We start from the raw sequence: 15,188 nt of genomic DNA, 5'->3' as shown, positions 1-15,188 counted from the left end.
AGTGCGGGTCCAACCAATATTACCGAGGGAATTTCCATGGCCGAAGAAGCAGCTGCACAACCAACCGCACCAACAATGCGCGTGTTGGGCCAATTTATCCGTGACATGTCATTCGAGAACATCATGGCACAGAAAGGGGCGCCCACAGATGTGCAGCCCGATGTGCAGGTACAAGTCAATCTGGATGCGAAAAAGCGCCCGGCAGATCATCAGTTCGAATCCGCGATCAAGCTGAATATCACCTCCAAGAACAAGGGCGGCGATCAGACGCTTTTCGTGCTTGAGCTGGATTATGTCGGCGTCTTTCACATCGAGAACGTGCCGGACGACCAGATTCACCCGTTCCTGCTGATCGAATGCCCGCGGATGATCTTTCCCTTCCTGCGCCGCGTCGTCAGCGACATCACGCGCGATGGCGGCTTCCCGCCGCTGAACCTGGAAAACATCGACTTCATGTCGATGTACCGCAACGAGGTTGCGCGCCGTCAGGCCGAAACGCCGCCCAAGGCAGACGCCTAACCCTTACCCCACATGGCGTCGCCGCCCAGCTTGCCGATGAACTCGGCATGGGCGGCGGCCTCTTTTTCCGACAATCGGGAGGGCAGGGGATTTGCCCTTGGCTTCGGAGTCCATTCGGCCTGCGTTTCCCCTGACGCCGCTTCCGGTTTTGCCGATAGCGCAAAATCCGGCTGCCGCCCGCCGATCAGTTCAAGATAGACTTCCGCCAGAATTTCACTGTCCAGAAGCGCCCCGTGAAGGGTCCGCGATGAATTGTCTATGTTGAAACGCCGGCACAGCGCATCAAGGGACGCGGGCGAACCGGGGAACCTTTTCCGGGCGATGGCAAGCGTGTCTATGGCCTGCTCCCAGGGTATCTGCGGCAGGTTCATCCATTTCAACTCTGCATTCAGAAACTTGATGTCAAAAGCGGCGTTATGGATCACCAGCTTGGCATCGCCGATGAAATCCAGGAACGCCTGACCGATCTCCGCAAATTTGGGTTTGTCCCGCAGGAAATCATCGCCCAGCCCATGTACCTGAAAGGCTTCGTCCGGCATCGCGCGCTCGGGATTGATGTATTGGTGATAGGTCCGGCCAGTGGCCATATGGCCCATCAGTTCAACCGCGCCGATTTCGACGATCCTGTCGCCTGTCTCGGGATCGAAACCGGTGGTTTCCGTATCAAGGACAACTTCACGCATTTTTCAACCTCTCCCGAATGTCCTTCACGACATCCTGCACCTGCGCGCTTGCATGTTCGATCGTATCCGTTTCGATCACATAATCCGCTAGGGCGCGTTTTTCTGTGGCCGGCATCTGTTTCGCCTTGATGGCTTCGAACTGGGCTGGGGTCATCGTACCGCGTTCCAGCACCCGTTGCCGCTGTGTCTCATCATCGACGAAAACGCAGACCGTGGCATCGACCCGCGCCTGTCCTCCGGTTTCGAATAGCAGGGGGATGTCCAGGACCACAATATCCGCCGTTGCCTGCTCCAGGAACACGGCACGATCCTGCGCGACAAGCGGATGCACGATGCTTTCGATCTTTTTCAGGGCGTCCGGCGTCTGGCTGATGATCTCTTTCAGGATCAGCCGCGAAACCGCGCCATCCTGAACAGCATCCGGAAAAACCTTCTGTATCGGGGCCACCGCCGCGCCATTCACATCATAAAGCCTGTGTACGGCTGCATCCGCATCCCAGAGGGAACAGCCCTCATCAGCGAACATGCGGGCGGTCGTGGATTTGCCCATGCCAATGGACCCGGTCAGACCAAGTACGAACATCAGCGCAGAACGGCCGCACGGGTTGCGCGGTCCACCTCCGGGCGTTTGCCAAACCAGCGTTCAAACCCCGGCACGGCCTGATGCAGCAACATCCCCAGACCGTCAACGGTGACACATCCCATCTGTTCGGCGGTTTCAAGCAGCCGGGTCTTCAGCGGGGCATAGACAAGATCGGTTACCACCGCACCGGGCTGCAGCCCGTCCAACGGCACCCGCATCTCGCCCTTGCCGATCATGCCGAGCGACGTCGTGTTCACGACAAGATGCGCATGATCCAGCATGTTGCCTGCCTGAACCCAGTCATAGACACGGATTCTGCTGCCGAAATCCGATTTCAGCTTCTCCGCCCTGACGCGGGTACGGTTTGAAAGGAGTATCTCGGGCACGCCGGCATTCAGCAGCGATGCAATCACCGCCCGTGCCGCGCCCCCGGCACCCAGGATCGCCGCCGGGCCGGACTTGGGGTTCCAGTTGGGCGCACCTGCTTTCAGGTTCTCGATAAACCCGTAACCATCTGTGTTATCTGCATGAATCTTGCCATCCTTGCGAAAGATCAGCGTGTTCGCCGCACCAATCAGGATTGCGCGATCTGTCACGAGATCAGCTATCTCCATCACCGCTTCTTTATGGGGAATGGTGACATTCACACCGACAAAACCCATCTTTGGCAGTGACCGGACAACGGTCTCAAGATCCTGAACAGAGACATCCATGGGGATGTAATACCCTGGAATTCCATATGTTTTCAGCCAATGCCCCTGCAATTGTGGCGATTTGGAATGTGCAATCGGTGATCCAATCACGCCTGCAAGCGGTATTTTCGGCAATGTCATGTCGCAAGGTCTCCGCGCAAGGCCAGATAGTTCAGGAGTTCCAAAAATGGCATACCCAGAACGTGAAAGTAATCCCCTTCGATGGAGGTGAACAATCGCGATCCTTCCTCTTCCAGTTTATAACATCCGACGGCATGTCGGATGCTCTCCCAGTTGCGGGTGACATAGTCGTTCAGATAGCTGTCTGAAATGTCGCGCATCCGCAGTCTGACCTGCCCGACATGCCGCCATATCGGTTTTCCGCCCTCGCAGATGACAGCCGCGGACAACAACATGTGCCGGTCCCCACGCAGCTGGGTAAGCTGGCGGATCGCATCCTCCTGACTGTCAGGCTTGGACAGCAGCTTTCCCCGGTGATCCAGGACCTGATCACATCCGATGACAAGCGCATCAGGATGTTTGTCGCTGATCTTGCGCGCCTTCATTTCGGCCAGCGTATCAGCGATGTCGCGCGGCGGCGCCTCTTCAGCGATAAGCGCGGACTTTATCATCTCTTCGTCAATCCGGGCAGTTTCGACCGAATGAGGGACGGCGGCCTGTTGCAACAGTTTCGCGCGGATGGACGATCCGGATGCCAGTATGATCGGCTGAGACATGGGGATAACCCTGTGTAAGACGTTAAGGAGTAATTAAGGACTTTTTACCGAGAGCGACAGCCCACCCGGAAACAGCGGGTTCTCCGACGATCTCGCCGCCTTATGCCGTAAAAGTTCCCGCGTGGAAAAGGACAAGTCCGGATCCGGGAGGAATCGGTTTTCGTTAAAATTATCCTTATGGATATCCACAGGGCCAAACCCGGTGAGACAGGTCACATAGCAGATTCTGGGGCGATTTTTGGCTCTTGACGAGATGTTATGCACACAGCGCCTGAACCGTTATCCGACTGGGGACATCTGCGGGTGAAAGAGAGTAATCCACAGTTTCCTGGCTCCCTACATACTACATCATCTTTCTTCTTTTCTTTATTATTATTAGAAGGGCACAGAAACCGGAGTGGGATATGTCTGACCTTCTAGCCCTCGCCTACCCTTGGACCAAATCGCTGCACATCATCTCCGTGATTTCATGGATGGCTGCGCTGTTCTATCTGCCGCGTCTGTTTGTCCATCATACCGAGAAAGCGGGATTGAGCGGCAGCACCCACGACATTTTCACCCAGATGGAATTCAAGCTGGCAACGGTGATCATGAGACCGGCGATGATCGCAACCTGGGTTTTCGGCCTTGCCCTTGTCTTCACACCGGGGATCGTGGATTGGTCGGCGATCTGGCCCTATACGAAAGCGGCCTGCGTCATCGCGATGACCGGTTTCCATGAATGGCTGATGGCGCGGATGCGGGAGTTTGGCGAGGGGCGGAACCAGTTCACGGGACGGCAATACCGCCTGATGAACGAAGTTCCGACCGTTCTGATGATCGTGATTGTCCTTTCGGTGGTCGTGAAGTTCTGAGCTGATTGACTCCGCGCCTGCCGGGCCCTATATCCCATCGCAACGCCCCGTCCGGGGTGATTGCCTAGCTTCAACATTGCAATGATGACCAGCCAACGCCCTGCGTGTTGCCGCTGAACGGGATTTTCCATGACAACAGATACACTGAACCTTGCCGATCTGAAGGCGCAGACGCCCAAGAACCTTCTCGCCATGGCCGAAGAGCTTGAGATCGAAAACGCCTCCACCATGCGCAAGGGCGAGATGATGTTCCAGATCCTGCGCGAACGCGCGGATGAAGGCTGGGAAATCTCGGGTGATGGTGTGCTTGAGGTGCTTCAGGACGGTTTCGGTTTCCTGCGGTCGCCAGAGGCGAACTATCTGCCTGGCCCCGATGACATCTACGTGTCGCCCGACATGATCCGCCAATGGTCGCTGCGGACCGGTGACACCATCGAAGGGCTGATCAAGGCACCTGACGACAACGAGCGTTACTTTGCCCTGACCGAAGTGACCAAGATCAACTTTGAAGAACCGGAGAAGGCGCGCCACAAGGTCGCTTTCGAGAACCTGACACCGCTTTATCCGGATGAGCGCCTGACGATGGAAGTGGACGACCCCACGGTCAAGGACCGGTCGGCCCGGATCATCGACCTGGTATCGCCCATCGGCAAAGGCCAGCGCTGCCTGATCGTTGCGCCGCCGCGGACGGGTAAGACGGTTTTGCTGCAGAATATCGCCAACTCGATCGAGAAGAACCATCCGGAATGCTACCTGATTGTTCTGCTGATCGACGAACGGCCCGAGGAAGTCACCGACATGCAGCGGTCGGTCAAGGGTGAGGTCGTCTCCTCCACCTTCGACGAGCCGGCAACACGCCACGTGGCCGTGTCCGAGATGGTGATCGAAAAGGCAAAGCGGCTGGTCGAGCACAAGCGCGACGTGGTGATCCTGCTCGATTCCATCACCCGCCTTGGCCGTGCGTTCAACACCGTGGTGCCGTCCTCCGGCAAGGTTCTGACCGGTGGTGTGGACGCGAACGCGCTGCAGCGCCCCAAGCGTTTCTTCGGGGCGGCCCGGAACATCGAAGAGGGCGGATCGCTGACCATCATCGCAACCGCGCTGATCGACACCGGCAGCCGGATGGACGAGGTGATCTTTGAAGAATTCAAAGGCACGGGTAACTCTGAAATCGTTCTGGATCGCAAGATTGCGGACAAACGCGTGTTCCCGGCCATCGACATTCTCAAATCGGGCACCCGTAAGGAAGACCTGCTGGTCGAGAAGATTGATCTGCAGAAAACCTTTGTCCTGCGCCGGATTCTGAACCCGATGGGCACCACAGATGCCATCGAGTTCCTGATCGGCAAACTGAAGCAAACCAAGTCTAACTCGGATTTCTTTGATTCAATGAACACCTGAGTTATTATTTAATAACAATAGGTTAAGTGAAATGGACACGATTTTCGCCCAGGCAACTGTCATGGGCCGGGCAGGGGTTGCGGTTGTCCGGGTTTCTGGCCCGGACGCCTTCGCCATAGGTGAATCCCTGGCCGGTTCCCTGCCGGAGCCGCGGCGGTCTGCTGTTCGGAACCTGCATGGGCCGGACGGCTCTCTTCTGGATCAGGCACTTGTCCTGCGCTTTGCCGGACCGCATAGTTTCACCGGCGAGGATGTTGTTGAATTTCACCTGCATGGCAGCATTGCGGTCATCCGCGCGGTGCTGCGGTGTTTGGGCGCCTTCCCCAATACCCGTCTTGCCGAACCTGGCGAATTCTCACGACGCGCGCTTGAGAACGGCCGTCTGGATCTGGTGCAGATCGAGGGTCTGGGCGATTTGATCGACGCGGAGACCGAAGCGCAGCGCAAGCAGGCCATGCTTGGATTTTCAGGAAAACTTGGTGAACGGGTAGAGCAATGGCGCCTGGATCTGATCAGGTCCGCCTCGCTTTTGACCGTCACCATTGATTTTGCCGATGAAGACGTGCCGATTGATGTCACGCCGGAAGTTACAGCATTGCTGCAAGGTGTCATGCAAGGCATCGACGCCGAAATCGCCGGGGTTGGCGCGGCAGAGCGGATCCGAATGGGGTTCGAAGTGGCAATCATCGGTCCCGCCAACGCCGGGAAGTCGACCTTGCTGAATGCCCTCGCCGGCCGGGATGCTGCGATCACCTCTGAGGTTGCCGGCACGACCCGGGATGTGATCGAGGTGCGGATGGATATTGGCGGTCTGCCGGTGACTTTCCTCGACACCGCCGGTCTGAGGGAGACGGAGGACAGCGTTGAAAAGATCGGTGTTCAAAGGGCCGTGGCGCGGAGCGAGGCGGCAGACCTGCGGGTGTTCCTCTGTGAGGAAGATGAAAAGCTTATGGTGCAACCTTTGCCGGATGACATTCAGGTGCTGCCAAAAGCGGACATGAGGCAGGACAAGACCGGCGCGATTTCAGGCCGAACCGGCGAGGGCCTGTCCGCCTTGATCCAGAAGATTCAGTCCATCCTGGAAGGCCGCGTGCAGAATGCTGGCCTTGCCACCCAGGAACGGCATCGCGTCGCCTTGCTGCATGCGCGGGAATCCCTCCAATCTGCAATTGTGATGGCTTCGGGCGGCGCGGACCAGTATGATTTCGCAGCAGAGGAATTGCGATTGGCGATTCAGGCGTTGGAAAGCCTGATTGGCCGGGTAGATGTTGAAAACTTCCTCGACGAGATTTTTGCGAATTTCTGCATTGGGAAATGATGGAGTGTTTCACGTGAAACATTTTGATGTGATTGTCATTGGCGGTGGCCACGCTGGCGCGGAGGCGGCACATGCTGCTGCGCGTATGGGTGCGGAGACGGCACTTGTCACCATGCGGCGTGAGGATATCGGCGTCATGTCCTGCAACCCGGCCATTGGCGGTCTTGGAAAAGGGCATCTTGTTCGCGAAATTGACGCGATGGACGGCGTGATGGGCCGTGTCGCGGATGAGGCAGGCATTCAGTTCCGCCTGCTGAATCGGCGGAAAGGCCCGGCGGTTCAGGGGCCCAGAACCCAGGCGGATCGCAAGCTGTATCGGCAAGCGATGCTGCGGGAGACTGAAAATCAACCGCATCTGACCATTGTGGAAGGTGAAGTTGTCGATCTGATCATGGAAGGGAAAAGAGCTACCGGTGTTGAACTGGCGACGGGCGCCAAGCTGCAATCTGGTGCAGTTATCCTCACCTCCGGGACTTTCCTGCGCGGGCTTATTCATATCGGCGACGTATCGCATTCCGGCGGCAGAATGGGCGATCGCCCCTCGGTTCGGCTGGCGGAGCGGCTTGACCAGTTTGATCTGCGCATGGGTCGCTTGAAAACAGGGACACCCCCGCGTCTGGATGGGCGCACGATTGACTGGACGGATTTGCAGCTGCAGCCGGGTGACGATGACCCTGTGCTGTTCTCCTTTCTGTCCAATCAGGTAACTGCGCGGCAGATCTCCTGTGGGATCACCCATACAAACGAAGGCACCCACGACATCATCCGCAAAAACCTTGATCGTTCAGCGATGTACGGTGGGATGATCGAAGGAACAGGTCCACGGTATTGCCCCTCCATCGAGGACAAGGTTGTGCGCTTTGCGGAAAAGACCTCGCATCAGATCTTTCTTGAGCCGGAAGGCGTCGATGATCATACGATCTATCCCAACGGGATCTCCACATCGCTGCCCCAGGATGTGCAGGAGGCTTATGTCCGCTCGATCAAAGGGTTGGAGGAGGCGGTTATCCTTCAGCCGGGCTATGCGATCGAATATGATTTCGTCGATCCGCGATCGCTCAAGCCAAGTCTTGAGCTTAAAGATGTGCAGGGGCTCTTCCTTGCCGGCCAGATTAACGGAACCACCGGTTACGAAGAGGCGGCGGCGCAGGGGCTGGTTGCGGGTCTGAATGCGGCGCGATCTGTTCGGCAGCAGCCTGAAATCCTGTTCAGCCGGACGGAAAGCTACATCGGTGTGATGATCGACGATCTGACGACCCGCGGTGTGACTGAACCCTACAGAATGTTTACCTCCCGGGCCGAGTTCCGGCTTTCGTTGCGCGCTGACAACGCGGATCAGCGGCTGACACCGCTGGCCATCGAGATCGGTTGCGTATCTGATCGGAGAAAAGAGGCTTTTGAACAAAAACTCGGCGACCTGACCAGGACTAAATCCATCCTTGAAGGCCGAAGCTTCACTCCCAAGGAGCTCACGGATATTGACGTCGTGATCAGCCGGGATGGGGGCCGTAGGACCGGCATGCAATTGCTGTCCTTTCCAGATGTTGCGTTCTCCGATCTTGAACCCCTGTTCCCGGAGCTTGAATCGCTCGACGGGTCGATCAAGCAACAAGTCGAATATGACGCGCTTTATGCCAATTACCTCGCCAGACAGCAGAAGGACATTGATGTTCTTCGCAAGGATGAAGGGTTCAAGATTCCCGTTGATTTTGATTACAATGCCCTTGAAGGGCTGTCGAACGAGTTGAAAGGCAAGCTGATTCAGGCGAAACCGGCCAATCTTGCCCAGGCCGCGCGGATCGAGGGGATGACACCTGCCGCCTTGACCCTGTTGCTGTCACGACTGCGGCGTCTGGATAACCGGTTGCGGGCATGACATCTTTGGACCGCTTGAATGTTTCACGTGAAACAACGGATCTTCTGACGCAGTTTTCCGAACTGGTTGAACGCTGGACGGTCAGGATCAACCTGATTTCAAAGGCCAGTGTCGATGGCATCTGGGAACGGCACGTTGCTGACTCGGCTCAATTGTTTGAATTGGCGCCTGAATTTGAACATTGGGTGGATTTGGGCAGCGGCGGCGGATTTCCCGGGATTGTCATTGCGATCATCGCGAAAGAGGCGCGGCCGGAGGCCAGGATCACCTTGGTCGAGAGCGATTTGCGCAAGGCAACTTTTCTGAGAACCGCGATCCGGGAACTTGGATTGAACGCAAAGGTGATTGCGGAGCGGATCGAAGAGTTGCCGCCTTTGGGAGCAGATGTTCTCTCAGCGCGGGCATTGGCCGATTTGCCGGCCCTCCTGGAATTCACGGATTTGCACCTGGCAAAGAGCGGAACAGCTATCTTTCCAAAAGGTCAGAACTGGCGGAAAGAGGATGAAGCCGCACGACAATTGTGGTCATATTCCCTGGACCCCGTTAAGAGTAAGACCAGCGCTGAAGCCGCTATTTTGCTGATCAAGGATGTATCGCGTGTCTGACCTGTCCCGTCCCCAAGGGCCGAAAATCATTGCGGTTGCAAACCAGAAAGGCGGGGTCGGAAAGACAACGACCTCCATCAATCTGGCGGCTGCATTGGTCGAAGCCGGCAAACGCGTGCTTGTGGTTGATCTGGATCCGCAGGGGAATGCCTCCACCGGCCTGGGGGTGGAAAGCGATGCGCGTGATTTTACGACCTATGAACTGCTGCTTGAAGACATTTCGCTGAACGAGGTCATTCAGGAGACGGATTTCGAAGGTCTGTACATCGTCCCGGCGACAATTGATCTGAGCTCGGCTGATATCGAACTGATATCAAATGAAAAACGCAGCTTTCTTTTGCATGATGCGCTCAGGCAGACGGCTATGGACGCCTTTGCTCTGGATTATATCCTGATCGACTGCCCGCCATCACTTAACCTGCTGACAGTCAACGCGATGATCGCGGCGCATTCCATCCTTGTTCCCCTGCAGAGCGAATTTTTCGCCCTGGAAGGGCTTTCGCAGCTGATGCTGACAATCCGCGAGGTCCGGCAAAGCGGAAACAAGGATTTGCGCATCGAAGGTGTGGTTCTGACGATGTACGACAGGCGGAACAACCTGTCGCAACAGGTGGAAAGCGACGCGCGGAGCAATCTGGGCGATCTTGTTTTCAAGACTGTCATCCCAAGGAACGTGCGGGTCAGCGAGGCGCCCAGCTTTGCGATGCCGGTCCTTACCTATGACAGCACGTCAAAAGGCGCATCGGCATATCGTGCGCTTGCAAAAGAACTGATCCATAATAATTCAATCTGAGGAAACGACATGGCAGATAAACAGGAACGGAAACGCGGCTTGGGTCGAGGCCTGTCTGCCCTGATGTCGGATGTCACGGAATCGGAGCGGGTCGCGGCTCAGGGCATTGCAGCGGCAGATCAATTCGTCCCGATTGAGCGGATTTCACCGAACCCGGACCAGCCAAGGAAGCGGTTCGAACAGTCGGATTTGAACGATCTTGCATCCTCAATCCGCGAAAAGGGCGTGATTCAGCCGCTTATTGTGCGCGTCCGGTCTGACAACAGTTTTGAAATTGTCGCTGGCGAACGCCGCTGGCGGGCGGCGCAGCTGGCGCAGCTGCATGAACTTCCGGTTATCGTCCGCGATTTTTCAGATGCTGAAGTGCTTGAAGTCGCCATCATCGAGAACATTCAGCGGGCTGACCTGAATGCGATTGAAGAGGCGGCTGGCTACCGGCAATTGATGGACAAGTTTGGCCATACGCAGGAAAAGATGGCAGAGGCCCTGGGCAAGAGCCGCAGCCATATCGCGAATCTTTTGCGGCTGTTGACGCTGCCTGAACCGGTGATCGACATGGTGCGCAGCGGCGACCTCAGCGCTGGTCACGCAAGGGCGCTTATTCCGGCATCGGACCCTTTGAAGTTGGCACAGGCCATTGTCAAAGGTGGTCTGTCTGTACGCGCTGCCGAGGCATTGGTGAGGAATGAGCTTAAGGGAGATGCAGCCCCCACAAAGACGTCGTCAAATGCCGCGTCGCGGGAAGAAAAGGATGCGGACACCCGGGCGCTTGAAGGGGATTTGTCCGCTTCACTTGGCATGAAGGTGACGCTGGATCACAAGCCGGGGCAGGAATCCGGCCAGTTGGCGATCAAATATGACTCACTTGAACAACTGGATGAGCTTTGCCGCATATTGGGCGGGTCCTAACCGGGCAAAAGAGTCTCAATGACCGAGTTCAGGACCATAAACCCTTGATCTGTAACGGTTATTCTGTCACGCGCCTGATCGAGCATGCCGATCTCTGTTAAGTGGTCCAGGGCGGAGGGGCTCAGAATCTCTCCGGCTAGGGCGGCGTAACGATTTGGGTCGATCCCTTCCTTCAGCCTCAGACCCATCAGAAGATATTCCGCCGCCTGATCCTTTCCGGACAACAGGCTGCGGGGCTTTTCGGTAGTGAAGTCTTGCACACCATTCAGCCAGCGGTCGGGCTGGCCATAGCATTCCGTCGCCCATTTTTGCCCGCCGATGGTCAGGCGCCCATGCGCGCCGGGGCCGATGCCAATGTAATCGCCATAGCGCCAATAGATAAGGTTGTGCCGGGATTGCGCGCCATCGCGGGCGTGGTTTGACACCTCATAGGCGGGCATGCCCATGGTGCCGCAGATCTCCTGCGTCAGATTATACAGATCTGCGCCCAGGTCTTCGTCGGGCAAGCCGCGCAGCTTGCCTCTGCTGTATCTGTCGCCAAAGGCCGTGCCGTTTTCGATCGTCAGTTGATAGAGAGAAAGATGATCTATCGCGAGGGACAGTGCCTGTTTCAGCTCTGCTTCCCAATCCGCCAGCGACTGGTCCTGCCGGGCATAGATCAGGTCAAAGCTGACGCGGTCAAATTCATTTCGGGCAATGTCAAAAGCGGTCAGCGCCTCTGCCACGTTGTGCAACCGCCCCAGACGTCGCAGGTCCGGATCGTTCAGGGCCTGGATGCCCATGGAAACCCGGTTGATGCCCGCCTGTTTGAAGGCCGCAAACCTGCCCGCCTCGACGGAACCCGGGTTGGCCTCAAGCGTGATTTCCAGATCATTTGCGGTGGGCCAATGCGCCCGGATCGCCGTGATGATCTCTGCGACCGTTTCCGGTTCCATCAGGCTGGGCGTGCCGCCGCCAAAGAAAACGGCATTCAGCACCCGGCCCCTTGTTTCGGCGGCCGCGCGCTTCAGTTCGACAAGATAGGCATCGCGCCAAGCGGCATGGTCAATCCGGCGGCTGACGTGACTGTTGAAGTCACAATAAGGGCATTTCGCCTCGCAAAAGGGCCAATGGATATATAGGCCGAAGCCCCCGTTTTGCCAGTCTTCAGTCAAAGCAGCCCGTGATCAGCTTGGCGAAGACATCCGCGCGGTGGCTGATGGCGTTCTTCTGATCGGCGGTCATTTCCGCAAAGGTCTGTTCATGCCCGTCGGGCTGAAACATCGGGTCGTAGCCGTGCCCCAGTTCGCCCCGGATCGGCCACACCAGAGTGCCGTTCACGGTTCCCTCAAAAACCTCGTCGTGGCCATCCGGCCAGGCCAGGACCATCGTGGCGCAAAACCTTGCCCGGCGCGGGTGCGGGGCGTTTGCCTTCTCCAGCAGATCATGGGTCTTGGTCATCGCCATCAGAAAATCACGGCCGTTCGGCGTTTCGGCCCAGTCGGCGGTATAGACGCCGGGCGCATTGTCCAGCGCCTCGACCTCGATTCCGGAATCGTCCGACAGGGCAGGGATGCCGGTGGCCTTCGTGGCTGCGTGGGCCTTGATCCGCGCATTGCCGACAAAGGTACTTTCCGTCTCTTCCGGCTCCGGCAGGTTCATTTCGGCAGCACCGACAACCGAGACGCCGTAAGGCGCGAACAGCTGCTGCACCTCTTCCAGCTTGCCAGCGTTGTGGGTGGCAAAGAGGATCCGGGTCTCGGTGAACTTGCGGGTCATGCGGTGACGGATTTCTGGATGGCGACCAGTTCGGAAACGCCTTTTTCGGCAAGATCCATCAACTGGTTCATTTGATCGCGGGAATAGGTCGATCCCTCCGCGCTCATCTGAATTTCGATCAGCTTGCCGCTGCCGGTCATGATGAAATTGCCGTCCACGCCTGCTTCGGAATCTTCCGGGTAGTCCAGATCAAGAACCGGCTGGCCCGCATAGATGCCGCAGCTGACCGCGGCAACGGGATCAACCAGCGGGTCGGAAATAACGTCCCCGGCCTTCATCAGCTTGTTCACCGCAAGACGCAGCGCGATCCAGCCGCCGGTGATGGAGGCGCAACGGGTGCCGCCATCGGCTTGCAGCACGTCGCAGTCGATTGTGATCTGGCGTTCGCCCAGGGCCACGCGGTCGACACCGGCGCGCAGGGCACGGCCAATCAGGCGCTGGATCTCGACGGTCCGGCCACCTTGTTTGCCCATGGCGGATTCGCGGCGCATCCGCGTGTTGGTCGCGCGGGGCAACATGCCGTATTCCGCTGTCACCCAGCCCAGCCCGGAGCCCTTGATGAAGGGCGGCACCCGATCCTCGATCGTGGCGGTGCACAGAACATGGGTATCGCCCACCTTGATCAACGCGGATCCTTCCGCATGTTTGGTAAAGCCGACCTCAACAGAGACAGCGCGCATTTCATCGAGTTTCCGGCCTGAAGGTCGCATGTATGATCCTTTTTGAACTGCCTTTGGCATAGCGCCCAGCACTGCAATGATGCAACCCCGATTGACGTTTCCACCAATGGCACCTTTATTGGGGGCATGAGTGATACCTCGGATCTTTTGAAAGAAATGAACGAAAGGTCCCGCGAAGTGTTTCGCCGGGTTGTCGAAAGCTATCTTTCCAGCGGTGATCCCGTCGGCTCGCGCACATTGACGCGGGATTTCAGCGAAAAGGTCAGCGCGGCGACGATTCGCAATGTCATGCAGGACCTCGAATACATGGGGGTTCTGGGCTCTCCCCATGTCAGCGCTGGCCGCATTCCGACGCAACTGGGGTTGCGGATGTTCGTGGATGGCATGATCGAGCTGGGCGAACCCACAGACACGGATCGCGAAAAGATCGACGCAACCCTTGGCGATAACGTCTCCGATGTCAGTGGCCTACTGGACCGGGTCGGTTCGGCATTGTCGGGCGTCACGCAGGGCGCGTCGCTGGTGCTGACGCCGAAACACGAGGCGCCGATCAAGCACATCGAGTTTGTTTCACTGTCTCATGACCGCGCGCTGGTTGTTCTGGTGTTTTCGGATGGTCATGTGGAAAACCGCCTGTTCACGCCGCCGCCGGGACAGACCCCCAGTTCGATGCGCGAGGCGGCGAATTTCCTGAATTCCCTGGTTGAAGGCAAGACCCTGAGCGAGCTGCAGCGCAGCATCGCGCAGACAATCGCGGAACGCCGCCAGGAGATCGACCTTCTGGCGCAGCAACTAGTTGAAAGCGGTCTGGCGCTTTGGACCGGGGACGACGAAAATTCCGAGCGGCTGATCGTCAGAGGGCGGTCGCATCTGCTGGGAATCGACGCGGCAGAGGAAGACCTGGCGCGCATCAGATCCCTGTTCGACGACCTTGAGAGGAAGCGTGATATCGCCGAATTTCTCGAACTTGCCGAAGGTGGCGACGGTGTTCGCATTTTTATCGGCTCAGAGAACAAACTTTTCTCACTTTCGGGTTCCTCTCTGGTGGTTTCCCCTTATATGAACGCTGATCGAAAGGTGATCGGGGCCGTCGGTGTGATTGGTCCCACGCGGCTGAACTACGGTCGCATTGTGCCGATTGTAAATTATACTGCGCAACTGGTCGGAAAACTGGTTTCCGACCGGAGCTAGAGGGGAAAAATGGCTGAGCCGAAGAACGATGATTTTCTCGACGATATTGATGCGGCGGAAGACGAAGAATTTGCTGACAGCATGGCGGAAATCGACGATGAAGCACTGGAACTGGACCAGCTGCGGGCAGAGCGCGATCAGCTGAAGGACCGTTTCATGCGGGCTCTGGCGGATGCCGAAAACGCGCGCAAGCGGTCGGACAAGGACCGGCGCGAGGCCGAGAACTATGGCGGGTCGAAACTCGCCCGTGACATGCTGCCGGTCTATGACAACATGAAGCGTGCCCTGGAAGCGGCAACCGAAGAACAGCGCGCCGTATCGGGCCCGGTGCTTGAGGGTGTCGAGCTGACAATGCGCGAGCTTTTGAACGTGTTCAAGAAACACGGGATCGAAGTCATTGCGCCCGAAGTTGGTGATCGTTTCGATCCCAAGCACCATCAGGCGATGTTCGAGGCCCCGGTTCCCGATACCAAGGCGGGCGATATCATCCAGGTCGCCGCAGAGGGTTTCATGCTGCATGACCGTCTGCTGCGCCCGGCACAGGTTGGCGTGTCTTCAACCCCTGCTGGTTAACGCGGCAACCGTCGAT

General features: G+C 57.5%; 17 protein-coding genes. 10 read left to right on the top strand and 7 right to left on the bottom strand.

Translation table 11 applies throughout. The features are described 5' to 3' along the window. Positions 1-18: 18 nt before the first annotated feature. Positions 19-519 (top strand): protein-export chaperone SecB, encoded by a 501-nt coding sequence (gene secB, locus ACWNZ3_RS00575; protein ID WP_496901925.1) that lies wholly within the window; start codon positions 19-21, stop codon positions 517-519. On the opposite strand, the gene dnaQ is transcribed toward secB, so the two are convergent. The 4 genes from dnaQ to ACWNZ3_RS00555 are packed head-to-tail and all read right to left on the bottom strand — an operon-like array spanning position 516 to position 3,214. Beyond that, positions 516-1,202: a DNA polymerase III subunit epsilon gene (gene dnaQ / locus ACWNZ3_RS00570; protein WP_269363189.1), complete on the bottom strand. Its 687-nt coding sequence runs from the start codon at positions 1,200-1,202 to the stop codon at positions 516-518. The genes secB and dnaQ overlap by 4 nt on opposite strands. Continuing rightward, positions 1,195-1,785: a dephospho-CoA kinase gene (coaE, locus tag ACWNZ3_RS00565; protein ID WP_496900837.1), complete on the bottom strand. Its 591-nt coding sequence runs from the start codon at positions 1,783-1,785 to the stop codon at positions 1,195-1,197. The genes dnaQ and coaE overlap by 8 nt, the downstream gene beginning before the upstream one ends. Next, entirely contained in the window at positions 1,785-2,618 is an 834-nt protein-coding gene (locus ACWNZ3_RS00560; protein ID WP_269363192.1) for a shikimate dehydrogenase, read from the bottom strand. The genes coaE and ACWNZ3_RS00560 overlap by 1 nt, the downstream gene beginning before the upstream one ends. After that, positions 2,615-3,214, bottom strand: a complete 600-nt coding sequence (locus ACWNZ3_RS00555; protein ID WP_114274043.1) for a Maf family protein — start codon at positions 3,212-3,214, stop codon at positions 2,615-2,617. Before ACWNZ3_RS00555 ends, ACWNZ3_RS00560 begins: the two co-directional genes overlap by 4 nt. Before the next feature lie 404 nt (positions 3,215-3,618). Here ACWNZ3_RS00555 and ACWNZ3_RS00550 point away from each other — a divergent pair, with 404 nt between their 5' ends. The 7 genes from ACWNZ3_RS00550 to ACWNZ3_RS00520 all read left to right on the top strand — a co-directional run bounded on the left by ACWNZ3_RS00550 (position 3,619) and on the right by ACWNZ3_RS00520 (position 10,970). After that, positions 3,619-4,068 carry a CopD family protein gene (locus ACWNZ3_RS00550; RefSeq protein ID WP_269363195.1) on the top strand — a complete coding sequence of 150 codons (450 nt, stop codon included), beginning with the start codon at positions 3,619-3,621 and terminating at the stop codon, positions 4,066-4,068. A gap of 129 nt (positions 4,069-4,197) precedes the next feature. Continuing rightward, on the top strand, positions 4,198-5,469 hold the full coding sequence (rho, locus tag ACWNZ3_RS00545; protein WP_114274041.1) for a transcription termination factor Rho: 1,272 nt from the start codon (positions 4,198-4,200) through the stop codon (positions 5,467-5,469). A gap of 31 nt (positions 5,470-5,500) precedes the next feature. Continuing rightward, positions 5,501-6,787, top strand: a complete 1,287-nt coding sequence (gene mnmE, locus ACWNZ3_RS00540; protein ID WP_496900836.1) for a tRNA uridine-5-carboxymethylaminomethyl(34) synthesis GTPase MnmE — start codon at positions 5,501-5,503, stop codon at positions 6,785-6,787. Positions 6,788-6,800: 13 nt separating this feature from the next. After that, positions 6,801-8,663 (top strand): tRNA uridine-5-carboxymethylaminomethyl(34) synthesis enzyme MnmG, encoded by a 1,863-nt coding sequence (gene mnmG, locus ACWNZ3_RS00535; RefSeq protein ID WP_496900835.1) that lies wholly within the window; start codon positions 6,801-6,803, stop codon positions 8,661-8,663. Further along, entirely contained in the window at positions 8,660-9,268 is a 609-nt protein-coding gene (rsmG, locus tag ACWNZ3_RS00530; RefSeq protein ID WP_496900834.1) for a 16S rRNA (guanine(527)-N(7))-methyltransferase RsmG, read from the top strand. The genes mnmG and rsmG overlap by 4 nt, the downstream gene beginning before the upstream one ends. Next, complete coding sequence (locus ACWNZ3_RS00525; protein WP_496900833.1) at positions 9,261-10,061, top strand: ParA family protein; 801 nt, start codon at positions 9,261-9,263, stop codon at positions 10,059-10,061. Before rsmG ends, ACWNZ3_RS00525 begins: the two co-directional genes overlap by 8 nt. Before the next feature lie 9 nt (positions 10,062-10,070). Then, complete coding sequence (locus tag ACWNZ3_RS00520) at positions 10,071-10,970, top strand: ParB/RepB/Spo0J family partition protein (RefSeq protein WP_114274037.1); 900 nt, start codon at positions 10,071-10,073, stop codon at positions 10,968-10,970. Here ACWNZ3_RS00520 and hemW read toward each other — a convergent pair. The 3 genes from hemW to rph are packed head-to-tail and all read right to left on the bottom strand — an operon-like array spanning position 10,967 to position 13,438. Then, complete coding sequence (hemW, locus tag ACWNZ3_RS00515) at positions 10,967-12,124, bottom strand: radical SAM family heme chaperone HemW (protein ID WP_496900832.1); 1,158 nt, start codon at positions 12,122-12,124, stop codon at positions 10,967-10,969. The two genes, ACWNZ3_RS00520 and hemW, sit on opposite strands and share 4 nt — an antisense overlap. Continuing rightward, positions 12,117-12,728 (bottom strand): RdgB/HAM1 family non-canonical purine NTP pyrophosphatase, encoded by a 612-nt coding sequence (rdgB, locus tag ACWNZ3_RS00510; protein ID WP_496900831.1) that lies wholly within the window; start codon positions 12,726-12,728, stop codon positions 12,117-12,119. Before rdgB ends, hemW begins: the two co-directional genes overlap by 8 nt. Then, positions 12,725-13,438 (bottom strand): ribonuclease PH, encoded by a 714-nt coding sequence (gene rph / locus ACWNZ3_RS00505; protein WP_269363207.1) that lies wholly within the window; start codon positions 13,436-13,438, stop codon positions 12,725-12,727. Before rph ends, rdgB begins: the two co-directional genes overlap by 4 nt. 96 nt (positions 13,439-13,534) lie before the next feature. Between rph and hrcA the strand changes: the two genes are divergently transcribed. Together hrcA and ACWNZ3_RS00495 are read left to right on the top strand one after the other, a co-directional pair. Next, positions 13,535-14,599 carry a heat-inducible transcriptional repressor HrcA gene (hrcA, locus tag ACWNZ3_RS00500; RefSeq protein ID WP_269363209.1) on the top strand — a complete coding sequence of 355 codons (1,065 nt, stop codon included), beginning with the start codon at positions 13,535-13,537 and terminating at the stop codon, positions 14,597-14,599. 9 nt (positions 14,600-14,608) lie between these two features. Then, complete coding sequence (locus tag ACWNZ3_RS00495; RefSeq protein WP_269363211.1) at positions 14,609-15,172, top strand: nucleotide exchange factor GrpE; 564 nt, start codon at positions 14,609-14,611, stop codon at positions 15,170-15,172. Positions 15,173-15,188 lie beyond the last annotated feature (16 nt).

Source organism: Sulfitobacter sp. IGS-18 (assembly GCF_059628195.1).
Note: the sequence above shows the minus strand (reverse complement) of the source record. Positions and strands in the feature narration are given on the sequence as shown.

Excerpts from the sequence above, each read along its gene's own strand:
- dnaQ (WP_269363189.1), bottom strand. The coding sequence starts at position 1,202 with ATGCGTGAAGTTGTCCTTGATACGGAAACCACCGGTTTCGATCCCGAG.
- coaE (WP_496900837.1), bottom strand. The coding sequence starts at position 1,785 with ATGTTCGTACTTGGTCTGACCGGGTCCATTGGCATGGGCAAATCCACG.
- ACWNZ3_RS00560 (WP_269363192.1), bottom strand. The coding sequence starts at position 2,618 with ATGACATTGCCGAAAATACCGCTTGCAGGCGTGATTGGATCACCGATT.
- ACWNZ3_RS00555 (WP_114274043.1), bottom strand. The coding sequence starts at position 3,214 with ATGTCTCAGCCGATCATACTGGCATCCGGATCGTCCATCCGCGCGAAA.
- ACWNZ3_RS00550 (WP_269363195.1), top strand. The coding sequence starts at position 3,619 with ATGTCTGACCTTCTAGCCCTCGCCTACCCTTGGACCAAATCGCTGCAC.
- rho (WP_114274041.1), top strand. The coding sequence starts at position 4,198 with ATGACAACAGATACACTGAACCTTGCCGATCTGAAGGCGCAGACGCCC.
- mnmE (WP_496900836.1), top strand. The coding sequence starts at position 5,501 with ATGGACACGATTTTCGCCCAGGCAACTGTCATGGGCCGGGCAGGGGTT.
- rsmG (WP_496900834.1), top strand. The coding sequence starts at position 8,660 with ATGACATCTTTGGACCGCTTGAATGTTTCACGTGAAACAACGGATCTT.
- ACWNZ3_RS00520 (WP_114274037.1), top strand. The coding sequence starts at position 10,071 with ATGGCAGATAAACAGGAACGGAAACGCGGCTTGGGTCGAGGCCTGTCT.
- rdgB (WP_496900831.1), bottom strand. The coding sequence starts at position 12,728 with ATGACCCGCAAGTTCACCGAGACCCGGATCCTCTTTGCCACCCACAAC.
- rph (WP_269363207.1), bottom strand. The coding sequence starts at position 13,438 with ATGCGACCTTCAGGCCGGAAACTCGATGAAATGCGCGCTGTCTCTGTT.
- hrcA (WP_269363209.1), top strand. The coding sequence starts at position 13,535 with ATGAGTGATACCTCGGATCTTTTGAAAGAAATGAACGAAAGGTCCCGC.
- ACWNZ3_RS00495 (WP_269363211.1), top strand. The coding sequence starts at position 14,609 with ATGGCTGAGCCGAAGAACGATGATTTTCTCGACGATATTGATGCGGCG.